The organism is Neptunicoccus cionae (assembly GCF_002860325.1).
In the GTDB taxonomy this organism is placed as follows: Bacteria; Pseudomonadota; Alphaproteobacteria; order Rhodobacterales; family Rhodobacteraceae; genus Amylibacter; species Amylibacter lutimaris.
On record NZ_PKOJ01000007.1, the window covers coordinates 55,799 to 78,102 of the forward strand.

Sequence of the window (22,304 nt, forward strand, 5' to 3'; positions counted from 1 at the left end):
AGTCCTAAATGGGATGTGGACAGAATGCACAGGCAGGGTATAACCGCCCCTGATAAAATTCCCAAGACTGCAAAGGCATACACATGGTTGGCGTAAACGATATCCGCAGCACGTTTCTGTCCTATTTCGAGAAGAACGGCCATGCGGTGGTGGACAGCTCTCCGCTGGTGCCGCGCAACGACCCGACTCTGATGTTCGTCAATTCGGGGATGGTGCAGTTCAAGAACCTGTTCACCGGCGCGGAAACACGGGATTACAAGCGGGCGACTTCGGCGCAAAAATGTGTGCGCGCAGGGGGCAAACACAACGATCTGGACAATGTGGGGTATACCGCGCGGCACCATACATTCTTTGAAATGCTCGGGAACTTCTCTTTCGGGGATTATTTCAAGGAAGAGGCAATTCCTTATGCATGGAAGCTGATCACCGAGGAGTTCGGGATTGACAAGTCCCGTCTGGTCACGACCGTTTACCACACCGATGACGAAGCTTTTGAAATCTGGAAAAAGCTTGGCGTGCCAGAGGACCGGATCATCCGCATCGCGACCTCTGATAACTTCTGGCAGATGGGGCCGACGGGGCCATGTGGTCCTTGTACCGAGATTTTCTATGACCACGGTGATCACATCTGGGGCGGACCGCCGGGTTCTGCCGAAGAAGACGGCGACCGGTTTATCGAAATCTGGAACGTCGTTTTTATGCAGAACGAGCAGTTCGAGGACGGTTCCATGCGGGAACTGGACATGCAGAGCATTGATACCGGCATGGGGCTGGAGCGGATAGCAGCGCTGTTGCAGGGCAGCCATGACAACTACGACACCGATCTGTTCAAGGCATTGATCGAGGCTTCGGCCCAAGGCACCGGAGTGGACCCTTACGGGGATCAGAACGTGCATCACCGTGTGATTGCGGATCACCTGCGGTCCACGTCTTTCCTGATTGCGGACGGGGTTCTGCCGTCAAACGAGGGTCGCGGCTATGTCCTGCGCCGGATCATGCGCCGTGCCATGCGTCATGCCCATTTGCTGGGTGCGAAAGATCCGTTGATGCACCGTCTTGTGCCTGAACTGGTGCGTCAGATGGGGCAGGCTTATCCGGAACTGGGCCGTGCCCAGCCGATGATCGAAGAAACGCTTTTGCTGGAAGAATCCCGTTTCCGCACCACGCTGGACCGTGGACTGAAACTGCTGGATGCGGAACTGGAAGGTATGGCCGAAGGTCAGGCGCTGGAAGGGGAAACGGCGTTCAAGCTTTATGATACCTACGGTTTTCCGCTGGATCTGACACAGGATGCCCTGCGGGAAAAAGGTGTAGAAGTGGACACCGACGGATTTAACGCAGCGATGGAAGCACAGAAAGCCAAGGCGCGGGCGGCCTGGTCCGGTTCGGGTGAGGCTGCGGATGAATCCGTCTGGTTTGATGTGGCCGATAAAGAAGGTTCGACCGAGTTTCTGGGCTATGACACGGAAGAAGCCGAAGGCCAGATCCGTGCGGTGGTTGTGGATGGTAAGCCGGTTGAGCGGGCCGAAACCGGCGCGGCCGTACAACTGGTGCTGAACCAGACACCGTTCTATGCGGAAAGCGGTGGTCAGGTAGGAGACACAGGCGTGATCAAAACCGCCGGTGGCGTTGTGCAGGTTTCTGATGTGAAGAAGAAAGCTGGTGTATTTATACATATTGGCACGGTCAGCGAAGGGGCCGTTGCCAAAGGTGATGCTGCTGAACTGGTGGTGGATCACGACCGGCGCAGTGCTATCCGTGCCAATCACTCCGCTACACACCTGCTGCATGAGGCCCTGCGCATTGCTCTTGGCGATCACGTTGCGCAGCGCGGGTCACTGAATGCCGAGGACCGTTTGCGCTTTGATTTCAGCCACTCCAAAGCCATGAGCCTTGAGGAACTGGGGCAGGTGGAGCGGGAAGTGAACGCCTATATCCGTCAGAACTCTGCGGTGGATACGCGGATCATGACACCTGATGAAGCCCGCGAATTGGGTGCACAGGCGCTGTTTGGCGAGAAATACGGCGATGAAGTGCGCGTGGTTTCAATGGGCCAGCTTGAAGACAGCGGCAAGGGCAGTGACAAGCGCACCTATTCGCTGGAGCTTTGCGGGGGAACCCATGTGCGGCGCACTGGCGACATCGGCGCGTTTGTATTGCTGGGGGACAGTGCCAGCAGTTCCGGTGTGCGCCGGATCGAGGCGCTGACCGGACAGGCGGCGGAGGACTATCTGCGCGGGCAGGATCACCTGCTGGCCGAAGCTGCTCTGGCGCTGAAGGTACCGGCGAGCGATGTGCCTGCACGGATCAAAGCGTTGCAGGACGAACGCAAGGCGCTGCAGAACGAAGTGGCGGAACTGCGCAAACAGGCCGCTATGGGCGGTGCCGGTGGCGGATCGGACGCTCAGGAGGTGAACGGCGTTCCCTTCCTTGGACAGATACTGGCGGATGTTCCGGGCAAGGATTTGCGTGGCTTGATCGACGAACACAAGAAACGCCTTGGCAGTGGGGCAATCCTGCTGATCTCTGGCGCAGGGGGCAAGGCGGCGGTGGCTGCGGGGGTTACGGACGACTTGACGGACCGTGTGTCAGCGGTTGATCTGGTCAAGGCGGCTGCGGCGGCCTTGGGCGGCAAGGGCGGCGGTGGCCGTCCCGATATGGCACAGGCCGGTGGTCCGTCCGCTGACAATGCGGAGGCGGCGATCAAGGCGGCCAAAGAAATACTGGAGGATTAAATGACTGTTTACACAATGGCGCATATCGATGTGCATGACGAAGAAGAGTACGCACGCTACGCCGAACTGGCCGGTCCTGCGGTAAAACAATACGGCGGTGTCTTTCTGGCTCGCGGCGGGGAAACCGTTGTGATGGAAGGTCAGGCACGGTCGCGCAACGTAATTATCCAGTGGCCGGATATGGACACAGCCAAGGCGTTCTACAACGGCCCGGAATACCAGCGGGCGCTGAGCCACGGCCTGCCAGCGGCGGATCGCGACTATATCTTTGTTGAGGGCGTGTAATGGCGGCTTATGTGATCGCCCAGATCGAGGTTACGAACCTTGACGGCTATATGGAATATGCCAGCCAGACGGTGGCTTGTGCGGAAAAATTCGGCGGGCGCTTTCTGGTAAAGGGCGGTGCCGCGGAATGGATCGAAGGCGACGGGCCTGCGCGCAATGTGGTTATCGAATTTGACAGCACAGAGGCGGCAAAGACTTTCTATTATTCTGACGAATACCAGAAAATCCTGCCTCTCGCGCTGAATAATTCCAACCGCACGATGGTTCTGGTTGAAGGCGTTTAGGTCTTTAATCTTGAAACGGTTTAGGGAAGGCGGCTCTGAAAGGGCCGCCTTTCTTGATCTTCGGCCCCTCTCAGCGTAACAGGCAAGCCAGCACACACAGGAGTCCTTACATGTCCGGTACAGACCACGCCAAAGCCGCTGAATGGGGCGGCCCCCAACCAGCAATCGTTCTCGTAGAACCCCAGATGGGTGAGAATATCGGTGCGGCGGCGCGGGCGATGTGGAATTTCGGGCTGGAGCGGATGCGGATTGTGAACCCACGGGACGGTTGGCCGAACCAGAAGGCAGTGACCATGTCGAGCGGCGCGGCAAGGGTGATTGACGCGGTGCAGGTAACACAGACCACAGAGGAAGCGGTGCAGGACCTGAACTATGTTTTTGCCACCACCGCGCGAGGGCGGGATCTGACCAAACCTGTCGTGACACCGGAACGCGCTATGGAACAGGCCCGCGCTATGGTGGCCGAGGGGCAGAATGTGGGTATTCTGTTCGGGCCTGAACGCTCGGGCCTTGAAAACCCCGATATTGCGCGGGCGAATGCGATTATTTCCGTGCCGGTCAATCCGGCGTTTGCCTCTCTCAATCTGGCGCAATGCGTGCTGCTGCTGGCCTATGAATGGCACCGCCAGCAAGGCGATGCCGCCCCCGAGGTGCTGGAACTGGCGGGAACAAAACACGCCGAAGCCATCGAAATCCAGAAGCTGAGCGAAACTCTGGAGGCGCGGCTGGAGTCGGTTGGCTTTTTCTGGCCGGATCACAAGGCCGAAAGCATGGTAACGAACCTGCGCAACATGATCTCGCGCATGCCGCTGACACAGGCGGATGTGCGCATGTTCCACGGCGTCATCAAGTCGCTGGCTGACAAGCATCCGAAGTCCCGTTAACCATTGATCGCCCCTGCGCCACGTCCTAGATAAAGGCGAGCATTTTGAAAGGCGCGGCCCATGAGCAAGACACGCAGCATCTTTGAAGAGGTTTCCGGCGAGAAACCCGCAGGAGACCTTCCCAAAGGCGGATTGATCGACGCAGGCAAGACCGGTGCCAGACGGGCCATTGCGGTCTGGCTGATGGTCCTGTTTGCTATGGTGGCACTGATGATCCTTGTGGGTGGCATGACCCGCCTGACGGACAGCGGATTGTCCATCACCGAATGGAAACCAGTCACCGGCGCAATCCCTCCGATGGATGCAACTGTCTGGGAAGAAGAATTCACAAAATACAAGGCAACGCCGGAATACCAGCTTCAGAACAAGGGCATGAGCCTTTCGGAATTCAAAACGATTTACTGGTGGGAATGGGGCCACCGCCAGCTTGGCCGGCTTGTCGGGCTGGTCTGGGCGCTAGGCTTCTTTTACTTCCTCTTGCGCCGCCAAATTCCAAAAGGCTGGACCGGACGTTTGCTATTCGTCGGCGCTCTGGGCGGCTTGCAAGGAGCGATCGGCTGGTGGATGGTATCTTCGGGTCTGACAGGGCGTATGGTAGATGTGGCCTCGTACCGGTTGGCGACCCATCTGGGGTTGGCCTTTGTTATCCTAGGCGTTCTGGTCTGGTACGCATGGCAGCTTCAGCGCAGCGAAATGGAGCTGTTCCAGTCCCGCCGCACACAGGAAAAGCCGCTGGTGACACTGTCGACTGTAATGTTGGTACTGGTGTTCGGCCAGATCCTGCTGGGCGCACTGGTTGCCGGTATAGATGCGGGGCGCGGGTACATCGACTGGCCGATGATGAACGGGGAATTCCTGCCGTCGGAGTCCTTTGATTATGTTCCCTTCTGGACGAACTTTTTTGAGAACCCTGCGCTGGTGCAGTTCAATCACCGGATGCTGGGCTATCTGGTTCTTCTGGGGTCACTCTACCTCTGGTATTCAGCGCGCGGCTCGGCTATCGTGGCGACACGGCGCGCGGCTTTGATTGCTCTGGGCATGGTGGTAGCGCAGATGGTTATGGGGATCGTGACTGTGATGCATGCAGCCCCTGTCCATCTTGCGATTTTCCATCAGGTGGGCGCCGTGATTGTTATTGTAAGTATTTTGAACGTCCGGTTTTCAGCGCTCTATCCAAAGGCGCAAAAGCTTAGATAATTGAGGTGATTGAATGAATTCCAAGACAGCTTACACGGCGCTGGCCGACCATTTTCGGGATGTGGTCGCCTTGGGGCAGGTTTCCGGATTGCTCGGCTGGGATCAGGAAACCATCATGCCCAAAGGGGCCGCCGCGCAGCGGTCCGAATGGATGAGCGCCCTTGAAAAGCTGAGCCACAGCCAGCGCACCGATCCGCGTATTGCCGAATGGCTGGACGCAGTGGACGGGGCCGATCTGAACGCGGTGGAGGCGGCCAATGTGCGTCTAATTCGCCGCCAGTTTGAACGTCAGTCCAAAGTACCAGCGGCGCTGGCCAGCCAGATTGCGCGGGTCACATCGCAGGCCCAAGGGGTTTGGGCCAAAGCGCGGGAAGCGGGAGATTTTTCGGCTTTTCAGGATGTGTTGACCGAGGTTCTGGCGCTACGCCGCGAAGAAGCGGCGGCGCTGGCAGAAGGCGGGAACCTTTATGATGCGTTGCTGGAAGATTATGAACCCGGCATGAAGGAACCGGAACTTGCCGAACTTCTGGGCGGCTTGCGCGACGGGCTGGTGGACCTGCGGGGCAGGGTGGCCGAAAGCGCCGAGGTGATCCCAGATATTCAAGGCAGTTTCTCCCATGCGCAGCAAACCATGGTCGCCCATGAACTCGCCACGGCGTTCGGGTATGACTGGTCCCGTGGGCGGCTCGATTTCAGCGTTCATCCGTTTTCCAGCGGCAGCTTTAATGACGTGCGCATCACCACTCGCGTGTCCGAAACAGACCCGTTCAACTGTTTTTACTCCACCATTCACGAGGTGGGCCATGCCACCTATGAGCAGGGGATTTCACAGGATTACGGGCTGAGCATGCTGGGGCGTGGTGTGTCTATGGGCGTGCATGAAAGCCAGTCCCGTATACTGGAAAACCAGCTTGGCCGCAGTCGCGCCTTTACCGGATATCTCTATAACCGGATGACCGAGGTGTTCGGAGATTTCGGGATCGAGAATGCCGAGATTTTTTACCGCGTGGTGAACAAGCTCCATCGCGGGTTTATCCGGACCGAGGCCGATGAGGTGCAATATAACCTCCACGTGCTGTTGCGCTTTGATCTGGAGCGCAAGCTGATTGCCGGAGAACTGGAAGTTGCCGATCTGGAGGCGGCGTGGAACGAACGGTTCGAGCAGGATTTCGGCTATCCGGTAGACCAGCCCGCAAATGGCGTTTTGCAGGATGTGCACTGGTCGGTCGGGCTGTTCGGCTATTTCCCGACCTACTCTCTGGGCAATATCTATGCCGGAGAGCTGTTTGCCGCGATGTCCGGTGATCTGCCGGAGTTGCAGGCGGATCTGGGCAAGGGCGATACCAAGGCGGCGCTGGCGTGGCTGGGGGATAAAATCCACCGCTTTGGTGCCCTTTACGAACCCCGCGAGACTATCGCCCGTGCGGTCGGTCACGCGCCAACGGCCGAACCGCTTCTGGCCTATCTGAACGCAAAATTCGGCGAGATTTACAAGCTGTAGTACCGGCAGCCGGACAGGACGTTTATGTCTGCGACCAGTCCGGTTCGCGTTTTTCCAGAAAGGCCGCGATGCCTTCTTCGGTGTCGCGGTAGAGCATGTTTTGCGCCATGACATCGCCCGTATAGGCATAGGCCTGATCAAGCGGCATCTGTATCTGCTCGTAAAACGCCTGCTTCCCGATCGCAACCGCCGCGCCAAGCTTGGTGGCAATCTGTTCGGCCAGTGCCTGGGTTTCCTGTTCCACATCTGCAGGCGCCACGACACGGTTCACAAGGCCCAGTTCGCAAGCTTTATCGGCAGGGATGAACTGACCGGTTGTCAGCATTTCGAATGCGTGTTTGCGCGGTATGTTGCGGGACAGGGCCACCATTGGGGTGGAGCAGAACAGCCCGATATTCACCCCGTTCACACCGAACTTTGTCTCTGTATCCGTCACTGCCAGATCGCAGCTTGCCACCAGCTGGCAACCGGCTGCGGTGGCCAGACCGTGGGGTTGGCAGATCACCGGTTGAGGCAGTTTCGGGATAGTGGTCATCATCTTTGTGCATTTGGCAAACAGGTTAAGGAAATACTGTTTGCCACCATCCTCCGCCTGACGCGCAACGGTCATTTCCTTGAGGTTATGACCCGCGCAAAACGCCTTGCCGTTGCCTTTCAGGATTACAACACGAATGGATTTGTCCTGCATCAGCGCGTCAAACTGGCTCTGTAACGCGTCCAGCATGTCATCAGACAACGCATTCAGGGTTTGCGGCGTGTTTAGCGTCAGCGTGGCAATTGCGCCGGAGTCGTTGCGTAACAGGATGTCGGAATTCATGGTTTCCCCTTGTTTGGCGGTGCCCTTTGACCCAAACCTTAGACAAGACAAAAGGCCGAGGAAAGACCATGCCCCTGAAAATGACCATAGACGAACTGCGCGAATTCTTTGAAGAGGTTTTTCCGCAGGTCAAAGATGATTTTCTTATCGAAGAGATGAGCGATGACGAAATTACCGTGCGTCTGAAAGTAACGGAAAAACACCTGCGCCCGGGTGGCACGGTTTCCGGGCCGTCCATGTTCGGGCTGGCGGATGTGTGTTTCTATCTGATCATCATGGGGAACATCGGGCCCAAAGCCCTGACGGTAACAACCAACTGTTCCATCGATTTCATGCGCAAACCCGAACCGCGCGACATGATCGCCAAGGCGCGCCTGCTCAAGCTCGGGAAGGCTTTGGCTGTCGGGGATGTAATGCTGTATTCCGAAGGCATGGACAAACCTGTTGCCCATGCCAATGTGACGTATTCCATTCCGCCACGGGATGAATTCGTGCGTTAGAACAGACTGTCGGTGATGTAATCTCCGTCCTTGAAATCCGACAGATCGGCGCCCACCACCAGAACCGAGTGGTCTGCGTTTACTTTGAACAGAACGCCTGCGTCATTGTCGATGACCTTGATCGCAGGGGCTCCGGCTGTTTTCAGATTGTAGGCCGTGATGCTCATGTCCAGAACGTCTGTCCCGAATTCGAAGTCAAGGATCTTGTCCTTGCCGAAATCGGAATCCTGAAAGACGAAACTGTCTGCACCGTCACCGCCAAACAATTGGTCGTTGCCGTCGCTGTCATAGATCGTATCGTTTCCGGCGCCGCCATATTCCTTGTCATTGCCGCCGCCGGAATAAATATTATCGTTGCCCGCATCGCCATAGACTTTGTCGTTTCCTTCGCCGCCTTGAACAAAGTCGTTCCCGCCGCCACCGAAAATCTTGTCTTTTCCTTCGCCGCCGTAAATGTAGTCGTCGCCGTTTCCGGCTTTCAGAACATCGTTGCCGTCCTCGCTATTCAGCGTGTCAGAGCCACCTCCACCCAGCAGCACATCGCGGTCATTGCCACCAAACAGTGAGTCACCGCCACCGCCGCCTGTCAGTCGGTCTTTGCCGTCGCCACCATAAAGCTGGTCGCCGCCGCCATTGCCAAGCAGTTTGTCGTTGCCTTCGCCGCCATACAGAAAGTCTCCGCCACCGCCGCCGCGCAGGGTGTCATTGTCCTGACCGCCGTAAAGCGTATCATTGCCGGCATCGCCTGAAAGCACGTCATCTCCGGCTTCACCATACAGCAGGTCGCTTCCGTCACCGCCGGAGACAGCATCATCGCCGCTGCCCCCCTTGATGTAGTCGGCTTTCTTGCCGCCGGACAAATCATCATTTCCGGCCAGCCCCAGAAGAATATCCTCGCCTTCTGTGCCGGACTTCTTGTTGTCCTTGCCGTCGCCTTCCCAGAAGTAATCCGGTTCGGTCAGGTCCACCCCTTGCAGGGAATCCCCGTAGCTCAGCCATTTGAAGGTGCTGTCGTGCAGGGTTATAAAGAACTGACCGGTCTTGAGTTCATGGAAAGCTGCGTTGGACTGGTCTTCGATTTCGGGGTCTTCGTGGATCACCGCAGGGCCAAAGACAAGCTTGCCCGAAGGGGAGATAACCGAGAGATAGACATCGGAATCCGATTCATAGATTGAAATTTTCCGATAGCCGGTGAAAGTAACGGCCAAAAGGCCGCTTTCGGTTTCGGCGACTGCGAATTCGTTCGGTGTGACACTCTCACCGTCGATCTTGGAATCAAAGGTGACGGGCTTACCCTGGGCAACGCCGTTCTTGTTATACTTCTGAATGTGGACCAGATCCGTATCGGCGGTATGAGGATAGACGCCTACGATGGAATAGACCGCCAGAAAACCGCCGTCTTTGGTGGCGTGGATCGCCGGATCGGCGGCATAGTTTTCAATGTCGGAGTTATGGGGCATTTCAAACCGCGCGCCATCCGGTTTGCCTTTGCTGTTAAAGAACTGGCCGTATCGCGCACTTTCGCTGCCAAGGTGCCAGGTGGCCAGAAAACGTCCGTCTTCCATCTCTGTTAAAACCGGATTGGCGCGTGCAAATTCACCGGTGCCGCGGCCTTCGTCAAAGTTGTAAGTGGAAACCAGTTTACCCTTGTCGTTGAAGAACCGGCCAACGTATTCCAGTTCTGCTTCGGGTGCGCGGTCGCGATAGGCGACAAAAAAGCCGTCCTTGGTTTTGATGGCCGATTTCATTTCCATCAAATAGCCGCTGTCCAGAATCTTGGCATCCCCAATTTGGGTGCCATTTGCCTTGTAATCCATCAATACGATCCGGTTGTGATTGATGGTTTCGGCGTCTTCTTCCATTATGATGGAAAACTTTCCCTTATCCCCGGCCATTATCGTTGGAACTTTGTAGCCGAGAGCAAAAGTGCCCTGTGTAAACAGTTCTTCTGAAACTCCGGTTTTCGGGTTATAAAGGCTGACCCGTAAAAGGCCGCTGCTGCTGCCAAGATAGGCGCTTGCTACTTTGCCATTGCTGAGCACTGTACTGGTGTATGTTTCTTCAACCGAAACGCCTAGGCCGTCGCCAGAAAGGAGATGCTGATCTCCGATAAAACCAACCATGGAAATTCCCTCTGAAATAGGTGGTGTATTAAATGAGTTATTGGTGCACGATTTTTTCGCAAATCCACATTATTGAGGCTTTTAACAACTTCAAGAAATTTTTGAGGTTCCTATAGCCCGAAAAACCGTCTTTTGACCCGTTTTTGATGGGGTAAAATAATACCATAATTTTAAGTGTCTGTTTTTGTTGTGTTTTGCTGCGCTTTTTGCAATTGACTGCTGCGCTCAGGCGAGTAGAACAGGCGCAGAATTCGACAGGGCCTTTCGGCCTTGTTTTCACTTCCAGCAATTGGACTTAAAACCATGAAAACTTTCTCAGCAACGCCTGCTGATATCGACAAGAAATGGATCCTGATCGACGCTGAAGGCGTTGTTCTGGGCCGTTTGGCGTCGATCGTTGCCATGCGCCTGCGTGGCAAGCACAAGGCTTCTTTCACACCGTCAATGGACATGGGCGATAATGTTATCATTATCAACGCCGACAAGATCCAGATGACCGGTAAAAAACGCACCGACAAGATTCACTACTGGCACACCGGTTATCCGGGGGGGATCAAATCCCGCACAGCCGGTCAGATCCTTGAAGGCAAGCACCCTGAGCGTCTGGTTACACAGGCTGTCAAACGGATGCTGCCAGGTGGCCCACTGTCCCGTCAGCAAATGACAAACCTGCGCGTTTACGCAAGCGCAGAGCACCCCCACGAGGCGCAAAACCCCGAAGTGCTGGATGTCAAAGCGATGAACCCTAAAAACACGCGGAGCCAGTCATGAGCGACGAAATCAAATCCCTGGACGATCTGAAAGACGCTGTAGAAGCTTCTGACATGGTGATCGAAGACGCTGCTGGCGAATCTGCTGCTGTCACTCGCGAAGCTGTGCGCGACGAACTGGGCCGCTCCTATGCGACAGGCAAACGGAAAGACGCGGTAGCCCGCGTTTGGATCAAGCCTGGTTCCGGTAAAGTGACCATCAACGGCAAAGAGCAAAACAAATATTTTGCCCGTCCGGTTCTGCAAATGATCCTGGCACAGCCTTTCGAAATCGCTGGTGTTGTTGGCGAATTCGACGTGATGGCAACTGTTAAGGGCGGTGGCCTGTCCGGTCAGGCTGGCGCTGTTAAGCACGGTATTTCCAAAGCGCTGCAACTTTACGAACCATCCCTGCGCGCTCCTCTGAAAGCCGCTGGCTTCCTGACACGTGACTCCCGCGTTGTGGAACGTAAGAAATACGGTAAGCGCAAGGCGCGCCGGAGCTTCCAGTTCTCCAAGCGTTAAGCTTTACGAACAGATTATCGAAAAGGGGCGGTGTTTCACTGCCCCTTTTTTGTTGCAGCCGGTTCATTGTTACAATGCTGTCGTGCTGTTGTTATGCACTTGGGCTATCCGTCCGAGCAAAACGTTAAGACAGAGGCACAGATGAACCAGCAGATCAGCGGTGCGCAGGATATTTCCTATGCAACCTCGGTTCCAAGCAAAGCCGGACAAGTGGTAATCCGCACGGTGGAAACCCTTACAGGGCGCAACCGGCTCCTTCGCATGGCGCAGGGCTATGACAGTGCGGTGCAGCAGGGAGAGGATTTCTGGCAGGTCATCGCACGAAGCTACGGGCTGCGGCTCGATGTAATTGGTGGAAGTCTGGAGAATATTCCCAAGACAGGACCGCTGATCCTGATCGCCAACCACCCTTACGGTATCCTTGACGGGCTGGTGCTGGGGAATATCCTGTCCCGCACTCGGGGTGATTTCCGGTTTATGGCCCATCGTGTATTTTGCAAATCGGCAGAGTTGGACCGTGTGATCCTGCCAATCAATTTCGATGGCACCAGAGAGGCCGTGCAGGAGAACCTTGCAACGCGTAAGACCGCGCTTTCCTATCTGGGGCAGGGCGGTGCGATCGGCATATTTCCGGGGGGCACGGTTTCCACCGCGCCGCGCCCATTTGCGCGTCCGCTTGATCCGCGCTGGCGTTCCTTTACGGCCAAACTGATCGCCAAGACGAATGCCACAGTGGTTCCGGTCTATTTTGACGGTGCAAACAGCCGGTTGTTCCAGATAGCCAGCCATTTGAACTATACCCTGCGGATGTCGCTTTTGATCAACGAATTCAGGCGTGCGCGCAAGGAACCTGTGCGACTGGTGGTCGGAGAGCCACTAAAACGCAGCGATTTGGATGTATATTCCAAAGATGCGCGCGGGATGATGGATTTCCTGCGTGAATCAACCTATAGCCTGTCCCCGAAGCCTGTACCGCGTGGCGGTTACGGTTTCGAGTTTGAGGACAACCATCGGTAAAATCCATGCCTGTAGGCGTTTTTGATAGTGGACTGGGCGGCCTGACCGTCTTTGAAGCGATCCGCTCGCGGATGCCGGAGCAGCCTTTGGTCTATTTCGGTGACAATGCGATTGCTCCCATCGGGGTGCGCGATGCGGATGACATCTACGGGATTACCACGCGGGCTTGTGACCGTTTGTTCGATGAAGGCTGTAATCTGGTAATTCTGGCCTGCAACACGGCTTCGGCTGTGGCCTTGAAGCGGATGCAGGAAAATTGGGTGCCCAAGGACAAGCGGGTGCTGGGTGTCTTCGTGCCGATGATTGAGGCGATGACCGAGCGTATGTGGGGCGATACTTCCCCGCCGCGGGAGGTTGCGGTCAAACAGGTTGCCCTGTTTGCCACACCAGCCACCGTCGCCAGCCGCGCCTTCCAGCGGGAACTGGCGTTTCGCGCGGTCGGAGTCGATGTAGAAGCACAGCCCTGCGGTGGTCTGGTGGATGCGCTGGAAGACAACGATCTGGAACTGGCAGAGGCTTTGGCCCGCAGCCACGTGGCAGCACTAAAACGGCGGATGCCGAACCCGCAGGCTGCGGTTTTGGGCTGTACCCATTATCCGATACTGGAAAAGGTTTTTCAGGATGCTCTGGGGCCTGAAGTGTCCGTTTATTCCCAAGGGCGTCTGACCGCGGCCAGTCTTGAGGATTACCTGCAACGGCATCCCGATATGGTTGGCGCAGCAGGAGAGACCCGCTGTCTGACATCCGGTGATCCGGAGCGTGTCGGTACGGCCGCTACCCGGTTTATCGGGCGAAGAATGGTGTTTGAGGGCGTCTGAGCGCCCCGAACACCTGACCCACACAGTTTTCAAACCTTCAGGCAGATTGCGCAGGGATGCAATTTGTCTTAGTTGTTTCACCGAATTCCAAGGAGATGGCCTATGACCACGCATGTAGACACGCCGAAAAATATCGCGATTTTGGGGGCGTCCGGTTACACCGGCGCAGAACTGGTGCGATTGATCGCAACTCACCCCGGTATGGTTGTGCGTGCGATGACAGCGGACCGGAAGGCCGGCATGACTTACGGCGCAGTATTCCCCCATTTGCGGCATCTGGAGCTGCCTGAACTGTGCACAATCGAAGAAGTGAACTTTGACGAGATTGATCTCGTGTTCTGCGCACTTCCACACGCCACCAGCCAGAGCGTGATCCGTGAATTGCCCGAGACAGTGAAGGTGGTCGATCTCTCCGCCGATTTCCGGCTGCGCGATCCTGAGACCTATGCAAAATGGTACGGCGGCCCCCATACAGCACTTGAGTTGCAAAAAGAGGCGGTTTACGGGCTGACAGAATACTACCGCGAGCAGATCAAATCTGCCCGTCTGGTTGCGGGCACAGGCTGTAACGCCATGACCGGCCTGATGCCTATCCTGCCGTTGCTGGAAGCAGGGGTGATTGACAGCGACGACATCATCATTGATCTGGCAACCGGAGTCAGCGGGGCAGGGCGTTCACCTAAAGAAGGCATGCTGCATTCCGAAGTGTCCGAAGGATACCGCGCCTATAATGTTGCCGCGCACCGGCATCTGGCAGAGTTCGATCAGGAAATGTCCCTGATTGCCGGAAAGCCTGTAGAAGTGACCTTCACGCCCCATCTTCTACCTCAGAACCGTGGTATTCTCGCGACGATCTATGTGAAGGGCGAGGCACAGGCGATCTATGATGTGCTACGGGCAAAATACGACGACGAACCCTTCGTCTATGTGCTGCCCTTCGGGGAAGCACCGGCAACGCAACATGTGCGTGGTTCGAACTATTGCCATCTCGGGGTGATCCCGGATCGCAAGCCCGGTCGTGTAATGGTGTTCTCTACGCTCGACAACCTGACCAAAGGCTCCAGCGGTCAGGCGATCCAGAATGCCAACCTGATGCTGGGTCTGCCGGAAACCATGGGGCTTGAACTGGCACCCATGTTCCCGTGATTCATTCACCGTTCATTGCTGTCCCGCGTGATGCAGTGAATTCTTTCATCGCGCGTGGCGGGGATATGCAGGCGGGTTACATCGCCTATTCCCTGCTGCTCGCGATTTTTCCGTTTCTGATTTTTTGCGTGTCTTTGACCGGTATTTTTATCGGCGTGGACCGCAGCGCCGAAGCGGTTGGCGTTTTGTTTGATTTTGCGCCGCCCTATCTTGCCAAAGTGCTGGAACCGGCGGTTGTGGATGTGCTGTCACGAACGCATAGCCTGTTCACCCTGTTCATTCTGGTGGCGATTTGGGCAGCCATGCGTGGGGTTGAGGCAATAAACCGCGCCTTTGACAGCATCTACGGAGAGCGGGACGGAGGTGTCTGGCTGCTACGCAAAACCAAGGCGCTGGTGACTGTTTTCCTGTCAGCTATTTCGGCAGTCGTTCTGGGGTTGTCGATCCTTCTCGCTCCCGGATTGATCGTCGTAATAGAAGAGTTCACCCAGATTGAAATTCCGACCAACATTACTTTGATGCGATACGCTGTTGGTATCATTGTATTTTACTGCCTCATATGGAGCCTGCACTGGTTCCTGCCAAGCAATCACGCAGAGGGGTTTACCCGCTGGCCGGGTGCGGTGTTCACCACCATAAGCTGGCTCGGCATGGCGACCGGTCTGTCAATTTTCCTTGCAAACTGGGGGCGATATTCTGTCACTTACGGTGCATTGGCGGGCATTGTGATCACCATGTTGTTTCTGTACTTTTCCGCTGCAATCATATTGTTGGGGGCGGAACTGAACGCTGCGCTGCAACGCTATAAGAAAGAGCACACCTGATGGCCGGACTGAAGAAACAACGTCGTATCCAGCTTATCATCGCCGGATTTTCCTGCCTGTTTGCAGGGTTTGTTGTAATCTATCTCGCGGCGGGTGATGCGTTCCAATACTTCTACAGCCCGTCCGATCTGGCTGCCAAACCACCGGCGGAAGGTCAGATCATCCGTATCGGTGGATTGGTCGAGGTTGGTTCCATTGAAAAAACGGGCCAGACTGTTCGGTTCAGTGTAACCGATGGAGGTGCCACTGTTCCTGTGGTGTTTACGGGTATCCTGCCTGATCTGTTCACAGAGGAACAGGGCATGATTGCGACCGGCGTCCTGTCGGACGGGGTGTTCGAGGCGCAGGAAATCCTTGCCAAACACGACGAGGAATACATGCCCAAAGAGGTCATGGACGCCCTGAAGGAACAGGGTGTGTATAAAGACACGAGCGAGTAGCGTACGCCGGTGACACCGGACATTAGGGGATCTTCCCTGATGATTTCCGCCGATTGTAACAGACCGGCAGGAAGTCATGAAAACAGTAGATCAGATTGCCCGAGACATTGTGCGTCGTGAAGGCGGTTATGTGGATGATCCGGACGATCCGGGCGGAGCGACAAAATACGGCGTGACGATTCATACGATGCGCCGGTTGGGGCTGGATCTGAACGGGGACGGGCGGGTGGATGCGCAGGACGTGCGCGCGCTGAGCGAAGCAGAAGCCGTCGAGATTTTCAAATCCCATTATTTTGCGAAACCCGGTATCGGGGGGCTGCCCGCAGCTTTGCAGCCGAGTGTTTTTGACATGTATGTGAATGCGGGAAGCCACGGGGTGAGGATATTGCAGCGGTGCCTCGGCCAATTCGGCCAGAGCGTTGCAGTAGATGGCCTGATTGGCCCGCAAACACGCAAAGCAGCAGTGGCAGCTTGGGAAAAGGCGCCGGATTATCTGGTGGATGCCTACGGGATTGCACGCAGGAATTACTATTACGCTTTGGCGGACAAGCGGCCGGCCTCTCGCAAATACGCGCGCAGCCGTTCCGGCGGTAAGGGCGGCTGGATCCGGCGCGCCGAAGAATTTATCTCACCAAAGTACCACCTCAGCCTTGCGGAGCATAAACGGAGGTGCGCGTCATGGGGATAATCGGCGATCTGCTGGGGGTCGGACGCGCTGTGCGTGATGTGGCTGAAGTTTTCGTGCCGAACAGGACAGCAACAGCAGAGTTCGAGCATCTTGAACACAAGGCTTCGGTCGCCCAGTTCGGCGCGGAATTTACGCGGGAACGGGGCGGTTGGTTTAACAATTTTGTAGACGGGTTAAACCGATTACCACGGCCGGTTTTTGCGCTTGGGACTGTGGGTTTGTTTGTCTTTGCTATGTGGAACCCGGTTGCATTTTCCCAGCGGATGGCCGGTCTTGATGCTGTGCCCAGAGAGTTGTGGTGGCTGTTGGGCGCGGTTGTATCGTTCTACTTTGGTGCGCGGGAATTGCACTATGCACGCAGTCGGTTGGAAAAACGGACGGAAGCAGCGCAGATGTTCACGCCGCAGACTACGGAGAATGCCGCTGTGCGGGATTGGCAGGCGAAGCAGTAGAACGAAACGAGGGTTGGCGTTTAAGTGACTTAATAAAAACGATAAATTCAATTAACATACTGAGTATATGAAGCTTCTTAAATGAAGCTTCATATAACAAGCTTCATTTAAGAAGCTTCAAGGTTAGGGAAATCTTTACGAATTACCGCCAAAATTTGTGCAGATACCGTTCCCAACTTTAAAGGCGCATGATGCAAACCTACCGCCCCGACAAGTTTAAAACCACCTATGACACCATGCAGGGAGAGGCGCTTTGGAAATTCCTCAATGAAGCATCCACCATCGCTATTATGGAAACCGCCAGCTATCTCCGGCGTCCCGCGATCGAGCCCCTCTCGCCATTTCTGCAACACCGCTTTCCCAAGGTCCGCCGCTCTGCGCAGATGCGCCGTATGATTGGTCATATGGTCCGCCAAATTCTTGAGGAGCGTGGATTTGGCCTTTACCGCAGTAACCTGAGAATAAACAATCCGAGCAATATTTTTGCTTTCGGGTCGGCTTACTACCAACCGGAATCTGCCCTGTGACATTTCACGCAACTGTCTCAAGCTTAATTGAATTGTGACAGTAGCCGAGCGTGCTATAACCGTGCGGAGCAATAAGGGGCAGCACCATGTTCGCAGAGATCGGCCACTTTACAGTCCTTCTGGCCTTCACCGTATCCATTGTGCAATCCGTCGTGCCTCTGATCGGAGCACAAAAGAACTGGGCCGGCTGGATGCGTCTGGCTGACACGACCGCACTGGCGCAATTTATTCTGATCGGGATAAGCTTTGTTGCCCTGACTTACAGCTTTGTGGTTTCGGATTTTTCTCTCGCCATAGTTGCTGCGAACTCCCACTCTGCCAAACCGATGTTGTATAAGATAACAGGGGTGTGGGGGAACCACGAGGGGTCGATGTTACTCTGGATCCTGATCCTCGTGTTTTATGGCGCGCTGGTGGCCCTGTTTGGCCGCAACCTCCCAAGCGCACTGAAAGCACGGGTTCTTTCGGTGCAAGCGATGATCTCGGCGGCCTTTCTGGCCTTTCTGATCTTTACCTCCAACCCGTTCCTGCGCATTTCCGTGCCTCCGGCGGATGGCAATGATCTCAATCCCTTGCTGCAGGACCCCGGACTCGCCTTTCATCCGCCGTTTTTGTATCTGGGTTATGTTGGGCTTTCGATGTCCTTCTCTTTCGCCGTCGCGGCTTTGATCGAAGGGCGCGTGGATGCCGCTTGGGCCCGTTGGGTCCGGCCCTGGACCCTGCTGGCTTGGGTCACGCTGACAATCGGCATCGCGCTCGGGTCTTGGTGGGCCTATTACGAATTGGGCTGGGGCGGCTGGTGGTTCTGGGATCCGGTTGAAAACGCGAGCTTCATGCCGTGGCTGATTGCCGCCGCACTGCTGCATTCTGCGATTGTGGTCGAAAAGCGGGATGCACTCAAAAGCTGGACGGTCCTGCTTGCGATCCTTGCGTTCTCATTTTCCCTGATCGGAACCTTCATCGTGCGTTCAGGCGTCATTACTTCTGTCCACGCCTTTGCCAATGATCCCGAACGGGGCGTCTTCATCCTAGCCATCCTGACGGTTGCCATCGGCGGTGCGCTTACGCTTTACGCCGCACGGGCCGGTCAGTTGCGCACAACTGCGGTCTTCGGGCTGATCAGTCGAGAGAGTGGTCTCGTGCTGAACAACCTGTTGCTGGTCGTGGCGACGGCTGTCGTTTTCTTCGGAACCATCTGGCCATTGGTGGCAGAGCTGACAACAGGGCGCAAACTCTCGGTTGGGGCGCCGTTTTTTGATGCTGCTTTCACCCCGTTTATGATCGTGTTGGTGGCGATCCTCCCCCTTGGGGCGATCCTGCCCTGGAAACGGGCGCAGGTGGGAAAATCCTTCAAGAACCTGCGCGGGGCATTGGCGCTTTCTATTGCCCTTGGTGTATTGGTCTGGAGCCTGCAAACCGGCGGACGGATGCTCGCGCCCTTTGGTCTGGCACTGGCTGCGTGGCTGGTGCTTGGGGCTATTCTGGATTTGCTGGTACGGGCGCGGTATCGGGAGAACCCTATCGGCACCACGTTGCGCCGCTTGCGCAACCTGCCGCGGTCCGATTGGGGTAAGGCTGTGGCTCACGCAGGGCTTGGGCTTACCGTCTTCGGCATTGCGGCCATTACCGCCTGGGAACAAGAGGACATCCGCGTGGTAGAGCTGAACGAACGCTTCGTCGTGGGGGCTTATGAGTTCCAGTTGAACAAAGTCGTGAACCAGAAAGGCAAAAACTACTCCGCGCAGATTGGGTCTGTCACAGCGTACAAGAACAACCGCGAAGTTGCTGAACTGCGACCTGAAAAGCGGTTCTATCCGGTACAACAAATGCCAACCACCGAAGCGGCGATTGATATCGGGCTGACACGGGATCTCTACGTTGTTTTGGGGGATAAACAGGGCGACAGCGGATGGACGATCCGAACCTATATCAAGCCGTTTTCCAACTGGATCTGGATTGGTTCACTGGTCATGGCGCTTGGCGGCTGTCTTAGCCTGACGGACCGGCGTTACCGTGTGGCAGGGGCTGCACGACCTTCAGCGCGCCGTGTCGCGCAACCGGCGGAGTAGTGATGCGAAATCTGTTTCTGATACTGGTACTTCTGTTCGCCACGCCTCTTTTTGCGGTGGAGCCGGATGAGATACTGGATGATCCGGTGCTGGAACAGCGGGCGCGGGATATTTCCAAAGGTTTGCGCTGTCTGGTGTGCCGCAATGAAAACATCGACAGTTCCAATGCGGGGATCGCCAAAGATTTGCGTCTGCTGGTCCGCGAACGTCTGGTTGCAGGGGACAGCAACACGGAGGCCGTGGATTTTATCGTAGACCGCTACGGTGAATATGTGCTGCTGAAACCCCGTATGTCACGGGAAAACGCGGTGCTTTACCTGACCGGTCCGGTGCTTCTTGTGCTCGGAGCAATCGGAGCGTTTCTATACCTGCGGCGGCGCTCCCGCCGTCCTTCTCAGCCGCAGGGGGAATTGTCCCGCGAAGAAGCAGAACGTCTGGCACAACTGCTGAAAGACTGAGCCGAGTTTGTGCTTTCTGCTACCTGTCCTGCGCGATAGGATAACGCCAAACAGCGGAGCTTTACCCTATGGACTATGAAACCCTTCTCTACGACCTGTCCGAAAATATTGCGACAATAACGCTTAACCGGCCTGACGTGCTGAACGGTCTCACATCGCAGATGCGTGCTGAACTGCTGGATGCGGTCAAGCGTGGAGAATCCGAGGCTCGCGTGCTCGTCCTGACCGGTGCAGGACGCGGTTTTTGCGCGGGACAGGATCTTGGAGACGCCGCCAAAGTTTCCGACATAGATATGGAAGGCACCCTTCGGGATGAATACGAACCCATGTTGCGGGCCATATTTGATTGTCGCATCCCGACGATTAGTGCGGTGAACGGAATGGCCGCCGGGGCGGGGGCCAATCTGGCGCTGGCTGCGGATGTGGTGATTGCGGCGGAAAGCGCTACTTTTCTACAGGCGTTTTCGCGCATAGGGCTGATCCCTGATGCGGGTGGTACTTACTGGCTGCCAAGACAGGTTGGCTTTGCCCGAGCCATGGGCGCGGCCCTGTTTGCCGAGCCTGTTCCGGCCCTGAAAGCGGCGGAATGGGGCATGATCTGGGAGGCCGTTCCGGACGGCAGTTTTGCTGCAGTGGTACGCACCCGCGCTTTGCATCTCGCAAACGGACCGACCGAGGCCTACCGCCTTATCAAACGGGCCATGCGCATGAGCGTGGATCAAACGCTCGACGAACAATTGGAAACAGAGGCACATCTTCAGGGCAAGGCCGGTCGCACGGCCGATTTCAAAGAAGGGGTCATGGCCTTCCTTGAAAAGCGCAAAGCCCAGTTTGAAGGGCGTTAAACACGCGATCCGTCAAACATCACTACCCATGAAAAAACCGCCCCGAGGGGCGGTTTTCTTTTTGTCAGTGACAAAGGTCGGATTTACCGGTCTTCGACGTTCACGTAATCGCGCAGCGGCTCGCCTTTGTAGAGCTGACGTGGACGGCCGATTTTCTGGGTCGGATCGCCAATCATCTCTTTCCACTGGGAAATCCAACCCACTGTACGGGACAGGGCAAAGATCGGAGTGAACATGGAAGTCGGGAAACCCATCGCTTCCAGAATGATACCGGAATAGAAATCCACGTTCGGGAACAGCTTTTTGGAGGCGAAATAATCGTCTTCCAGAGCAATACGTTCCAGTTCCTTGGCAACCTGAAGCTTCGGGTTGTTTTCCACACCCAGCAGGCTCAGCACTTCGTCTGCGGATTCCTTCATCACCGTCGCGCGGGGATCAAAGTTCTTGTAAACGCGGTGGCCAAAGCCCATCAGACGGAACGGATCGTCCTTGTCTTTTGCGCGAGCGATGAATTCCGGAATACGATCGACAGAGCCGATTTCTTCCAGCATTTCCAGACACGCCTGATTTGCGCCGCCGTGGGCAGGGCCCCAAAGACAAGCAATACCGGCTGCGATACAGGCGAACGGGTTTGCACCCGAAGAACCGGCCAGACGCACAGTCGAGGTAGAGGCGTTTTGCTCGTGATCGGCATGCAGAGTGAAAATACGGTCCATCGCGCGGCTGAGGATCGGGTTCACTTCGTAATCTTCCGCAGGAACCGCAAAACACATGCGCAGGAAGTTGGATGCGTAATCCAGATCATTGCGCGGGTAAACAAACGGCTGGCCGATGGAATATTTATACGCATAAGCCGCGATAGTTGGCATCTTGGCGATCAGGCGGATAGAGGCCACTTCGCGCTGCCATTCGTCGTTGATGTCAGTGCTGTCGTGGTAGAAAGCAGACATGGCACCAACCACGCCGGTCATAACAGCCATAGGGTGCGCATCGCGACGGAAACCACGGAAGAAATTCATCATCTGCTCGTGCAGCATGGTGTGGTTCGTTACGCGGTTTTCGAAATCTTCCAGCGCTTCAGCACTTGGCAGATCACCGTAAAGCAGAAGGTAACACACTTCGAGATAGTGGGATTCACTGGCAAGCTGGTCGATCGGGTAACCGCGGTGCAGCAGCTCGCCCTTGTCACCGTCAATAAAGGTGATTGTGCTGTCACAAGCAGCGGTGGATGTAAAACCGGGATCGTAGGTGAAAACCTGCCCCTCCGCATAAAGACGACGGATATCAATCACATCCGGTCCGGCTGTTGCGGAATACATTGGCAGGTCCAGCTCTTTATCGCCAAAAGTAAGTTTTGCTGTTTTTGGACTATCTGTCATGCGACCTCTCTATCATTATTGGCAGGGCGGGGCCTGCGCAT

Annotated in this window: 23 protein-coding genes; 20 read left to right on the forward strand and 3 right to left on the reverse strand. The window is 56.0% G+C overall.

Annotation, left to right across the window (positions count from 1 at the left end):
• The first annotated feature begins 83 nt into the window (after nt 1-83).
• The 6 genes from alaS (at nt 84) to C0U40_RS15485 (ending at nt 6,886) form a co-directional block, all read left to right on the forward strand.
• A complete protein-coding gene (gene alaS, locus C0U40_RS15460; RefSeq protein ID WP_101656712.1) occupies nt 84-2,735 on the forward strand; it encodes an alanine--tRNA ligase in 2,652 nt (883 codons plus the stop codon).
• A complete protein-coding gene (locus C0U40_RS15465; protein ID WP_101656713.1) occupies nt 2,736-3,020 on the forward strand; it encodes a DUF1330 domain-containing protein in 285 nt (94 codons plus the stop codon).
• Nucleotides 3,020-3,304 carry a DUF1330 domain-containing protein gene (locus C0U40_RS15470; protein WP_101656714.1) on the forward strand — a complete coding sequence of 95 codons (285 nt, stop codon included), beginning with the start codon at nt 3,020-3,022 and terminating at the stop codon, nt 3,302-3,304. Before C0U40_RS15465 ends, C0U40_RS15470 begins: the two co-directional genes overlap by 1 nt.
• Nucleotides 3,305-3,414: 110 nt before the next feature.
• On the forward strand, nt 3,415-4,188 hold the full coding sequence (locus tag C0U40_RS15475) for an RNA methyltransferase (RefSeq protein WP_101656715.1): 774 nt from the start codon (nt 3,415-3,417) through the stop codon (nt 4,186-4,188).
• A 60-nt stretch (nt 4,189-4,248) separates the two neighbouring features.
• Complete coding sequence (gene ctaA / locus C0U40_RS15480; RefSeq protein WP_101656716.1) at nt 4,249-5,385, forward strand: heme A synthase; 1,137 nt, start codon at nt 4,249-4,251, stop codon at nt 5,383-5,385.
• 13 nt (nt 5,386-5,398) lie between these two features.
• Nucleotides 5,399-6,886 carry a carboxypeptidase M32 gene (locus C0U40_RS15485; protein ID WP_101656717.1) on the forward strand — a complete coding sequence of 496 codons (1,488 nt, stop codon included), beginning with the start codon at nt 5,399-5,401 and terminating at the stop codon, nt 6,884-6,886.
• Between the two features lie 22 nt (nt 6,887-6,908).
• Here C0U40_RS15485 and C0U40_RS15490 read toward each other — a convergent pair whose 3' ends face one another.
• The gene (locus tag C0U40_RS15490; protein WP_101656718.1) at nt 6,909-7,703 is read right to left on the reverse strand and encodes an enoyl-CoA hydratase; all 795 of its coding nucleotides are present in this window, start codon (nt 7,701-7,703) and stop codon (nt 6,909-6,911) included.
• Between the two features lie 68 nt (nt 7,704-7,771).
• On the opposite strand from C0U40_RS15490, the gene C0U40_RS15495 reads away from it, so the two are divergent.
• A complete protein-coding gene (locus C0U40_RS15495) occupies nt 7,772-8,203 on the forward strand; it encodes a PaaI family thioesterase (protein WP_101656719.1) in 432 nt (143 codons plus the stop codon).
• Here C0U40_RS15495 and C0U40_RS15500 read toward each other — a convergent pair.
• Entirely contained in the window at nt 8,200-10,326 is a 2,127-nt protein-coding gene (locus C0U40_RS15500) for a calcium-binding protein (protein WP_101656720.1), read from the reverse strand. The two genes, C0U40_RS15495 and C0U40_RS15500, sit on opposite strands and share 4 nt — an antisense overlap.
• 303 nt (nt 10,327-10,629) lie before the next feature.
• Between C0U40_RS15500 and rplM the strand changes: the two genes are divergently transcribed.
• The 13 genes from rplM (at nt 10,630) to C0U40_RS15565 (ending at nt 20,884) form a co-directional block, all read left to right on the forward strand.
• Nucleotides 10,630-11,097, forward strand: coding sequence for a 50S ribosomal protein L13 (rplM, locus tag C0U40_RS15505; RefSeq protein WP_069299151.1), 468 nt, complete (start codon nt 10,630-10,632; stop codon nt 11,095-11,097).
• Complete coding sequence (gene rpsI / locus C0U40_RS15510) at nt 11,094-11,600, forward strand: 30S ribosomal protein S9 (protein WP_101656721.1); 507 nt, start codon at nt 11,094-11,096, stop codon at nt 11,598-11,600. Before rplM ends, rpsI begins: the two co-directional genes overlap by 4 nt.
• A 141-nt stretch (nt 11,601-11,741) precedes the next feature.
• On the forward strand, nt 11,742-12,617 hold the full coding sequence (locus C0U40_RS15515) for a lysophospholipid acyltransferase family protein (RefSeq protein ID WP_101656722.1): 876 nt from the start codon (nt 11,742-11,744) through the stop codon (nt 12,615-12,617).
• A gap of 5 nt (nt 12,618-12,622) precedes the next feature.
• Entirely contained in the window at nt 12,623-13,435 is an 813-nt protein-coding gene (locus C0U40_RS15520; RefSeq protein ID WP_101656723.1) for a glutamate racemase, read from the forward strand.
• 102 nt (nt 13,436-13,537) lie between these two features.
• The gene (gene argC / locus C0U40_RS15525; RefSeq protein WP_101656724.1) at nt 13,538-14,581 is read left to right on the forward strand and encodes an N-acetyl-gamma-glutamyl-phosphate reductase; all 1,044 of its coding nucleotides are present in this window, start codon (nt 13,538-13,540) and stop codon (nt 14,579-14,581) included.
• Nucleotides 14,578-15,405: a YihY/virulence factor BrkB family protein gene (locus tag C0U40_RS15530; RefSeq protein ID WP_101656725.1), complete on the forward strand. Its 828-nt coding sequence runs from the start codon at nt 14,578-14,580 to the stop codon at nt 15,403-15,405. The genes argC and C0U40_RS15530 overlap by 4 nt, the downstream gene beginning before the upstream one ends.
• Nucleotides 15,405-15,845: a cytochrome c maturation protein CcmE gene (gene ccmE, locus C0U40_RS15535; protein ID WP_101656726.1), complete on the forward strand. Its 441-nt coding sequence runs from the start codon at nt 15,405-15,407 to the stop codon at nt 15,843-15,845. Before C0U40_RS15530 ends, ccmE begins: the two co-directional genes overlap by 1 nt.
• 76 nt (nt 15,846-15,921) lie before the next feature.
• Nucleotides 15,922-16,533 (forward strand): holin-associated N-acetylmuramidase, encoded by a 612-nt coding sequence (locus C0U40_RS15540; protein ID WP_101656727.1) that lies wholly within the window; start codon nt 15,922-15,924, stop codon nt 16,531-16,533.
• Nucleotides 16,524-16,985: a holin family protein gene (locus C0U40_RS15545; protein ID WP_101656728.1), complete on the forward strand. Its 462-nt coding sequence runs from the start codon at nt 16,524-16,526 to the stop codon at nt 16,983-16,985. The genes C0U40_RS15540 and C0U40_RS15545 overlap by 10 nt, the downstream gene beginning before the upstream one ends.
• 188 nt (nt 16,986-17,173) lie before the next feature.
• Nucleotides 17,174-17,512, forward strand: a complete 339-nt coding sequence (locus C0U40_RS15550; protein ID WP_145991949.1) for a hypothetical protein — start codon at nt 17,174-17,176, stop codon at nt 17,510-17,512.
• A gap of 86 nt (nt 17,513-17,598) precedes the next feature.
• On the forward strand, nt 17,599-19,581 hold the full coding sequence (locus tag C0U40_RS15555) for a heme lyase CcmF/NrfE family subunit (RefSeq protein ID WP_101656730.1): 1,983 nt from the start codon (nt 17,599-17,601) through the stop codon (nt 19,579-19,581).
• Between the two features lie 2 nt (nt 19,582-19,583).
• Nucleotides 19,584-20,039, forward strand: coding sequence for a cytochrome c-type biogenesis protein (locus tag C0U40_RS15560; RefSeq protein ID WP_101656731.1), 456 nt, complete (start codon nt 19,584-19,586; stop codon nt 20,037-20,039).
• 68 nt (nt 20,040-20,107) lie between these two features.
• Nucleotides 20,108-20,884 carry an enoyl-CoA hydratase-related protein gene (locus C0U40_RS15565; RefSeq protein WP_101656732.1) on the forward strand — a complete coding sequence of 259 codons (777 nt, stop codon included), beginning with the start codon at nt 20,108-20,110 and terminating at the stop codon, nt 20,882-20,884.
• Between the two features lie 83 nt (nt 20,885-20,967).
• Here the strand turns inward: C0U40_RS15565 and gltA are convergent, their stop codons facing one another.
• The gene (gltA, locus tag C0U40_RS15570; protein WP_101656733.1) at nt 20,968-22,263 is read right to left on the reverse strand and encodes a citrate synthase; all 1,296 of its coding nucleotides are present in this window, start codon (nt 22,261-22,263) and stop codon (nt 20,968-20,970) included.
• Nucleotides 22,264-22,304 lie beyond the last annotated feature (41 nt).

What these genes read in the sequence shown, in the direction of transcription:
- alaS (WP_101656712.1), top strand. Translation starts at nt 84, where the DNA reads ATGGTTGGCGTAAACGATATCCGCAGCACGTTTCTGTCCTATTTCGAG.
- C0U40_RS15465 (WP_101656713.1), top strand. Translation starts at nt 2,736, where the DNA reads ATGACTGTTTACACAATGGCGCATATCGATGTGCATGACGAAGAAGAG.
- C0U40_RS15470 (WP_101656714.1), top strand. Translation starts at nt 3,020, where the DNA reads ATGGCGGCTTATGTGATCGCCCAGATCGAGGTTACGAACCTTGACGGC.
- C0U40_RS15475 (WP_101656715.1), top strand. Translation starts at nt 3,415, where the DNA reads ATGTCCGGTACAGACCACGCCAAAGCCGCTGAATGGGGCGGCCCCCAA.
- ctaA (WP_101656716.1), top strand. Translation starts at nt 4,249, where the DNA reads ATGAGCAAGACACGCAGCATCTTTGAAGAGGTTTCCGGCGAGAAACCC.
- C0U40_RS15485 (WP_101656717.1), top strand. Translation starts at nt 5,399, where the DNA reads ATGAATTCCAAGACAGCTTACACGGCGCTGGCCGACCATTTTCGGGAT.
- C0U40_RS15490 (WP_101656718.1), bottom strand. Translation starts at nt 7,703, where the DNA reads ATGAATTCCGACATCCTGTTACGCAACGACTCCGGCGCAATTGCCACG.
- C0U40_RS15495 (WP_101656719.1), top strand. Translation starts at nt 7,772, where the DNA reads ATGCCCCTGAAAATGACCATAGACGAACTGCGCGAATTCTTTGAAGAG.
- C0U40_RS15500 (WP_101656720.1), bottom strand. Translation starts at nt 10,326, where the DNA reads ATGGTTGGTTTTATCGGAGATCAGCATCTCCTTTCTGGCGACGGCCTA.
- rplM (WP_069299151.1), top strand. Translation starts at nt 10,630, where the DNA reads ATGAAAACTTTCTCAGCAACGCCTGCTGATATCGACAAGAAATGGATC.
- rpsI (WP_101656721.1), top strand. Translation starts at nt 11,094, where the DNA reads ATGAGCGACGAAATCAAATCCCTGGACGATCTGAAAGACGCTGTAGAA.
- C0U40_RS15515 (WP_101656722.1), top strand. Translation starts at nt 11,742, where the DNA reads ATGAACCAGCAGATCAGCGGTGCGCAGGATATTTCCTATGCAACCTCG.
- C0U40_RS15520 (WP_101656723.1), top strand. Translation starts at nt 12,623, where the DNA reads ATGCCTGTAGGCGTTTTTGATAGTGGACTGGGCGGCCTGACCGTCTTT.
- argC (WP_101656724.1), top strand. Translation starts at nt 13,538, where the DNA reads ATGACCACGCATGTAGACACGCCGAAAAATATCGCGATTTTGGGGGCG.
- ccmE (WP_101656726.1), top strand. Translation starts at nt 15,405, where the DNA reads ATGGCCGGACTGAAGAAACAACGTCGTATCCAGCTTATCATCGCCGGA.
- C0U40_RS15540 (WP_101656727.1), top strand. Translation starts at nt 15,922, where the DNA reads ATGAAAACAGTAGATCAGATTGCCCGAGACATTGTGCGTCGTGAAGGC.
- C0U40_RS15545 (WP_101656728.1), top strand. Translation starts at nt 16,524, where the DNA reads ATGGGGATAATCGGCGATCTGCTGGGGGTCGGACGCGCTGTGCGTGAT.
- C0U40_RS15550 (WP_145991949.1), top strand. Translation starts at nt 17,174, where the DNA reads ATGATGCAAACCTACCGCCCCGACAAGTTTAAAACCACCTATGACACC.
- C0U40_RS15555 (WP_101656730.1), top strand. Translation starts at nt 17,599, where the DNA reads ATGTTCGCAGAGATCGGCCACTTTACAGTCCTTCTGGCCTTCACCGTA.
- C0U40_RS15560 (WP_101656731.1), top strand. Translation starts at nt 19,584, where the DNA reads ATGCGAAATCTGTTTCTGATACTGGTACTTCTGTTCGCCACGCCTCTT.
- C0U40_RS15565 (WP_101656732.1), top strand. Translation starts at nt 20,108, where the DNA reads ATGGACTATGAAACCCTTCTCTACGACCTGTCCGAAAATATTGCGACA.
- gltA (WP_101656733.1), bottom strand. Translation starts at nt 22,263, where the DNA reads ATGACAGATAGTCCAAAAACAGCAAAACTTACTTTTGGCGATAAAGAG.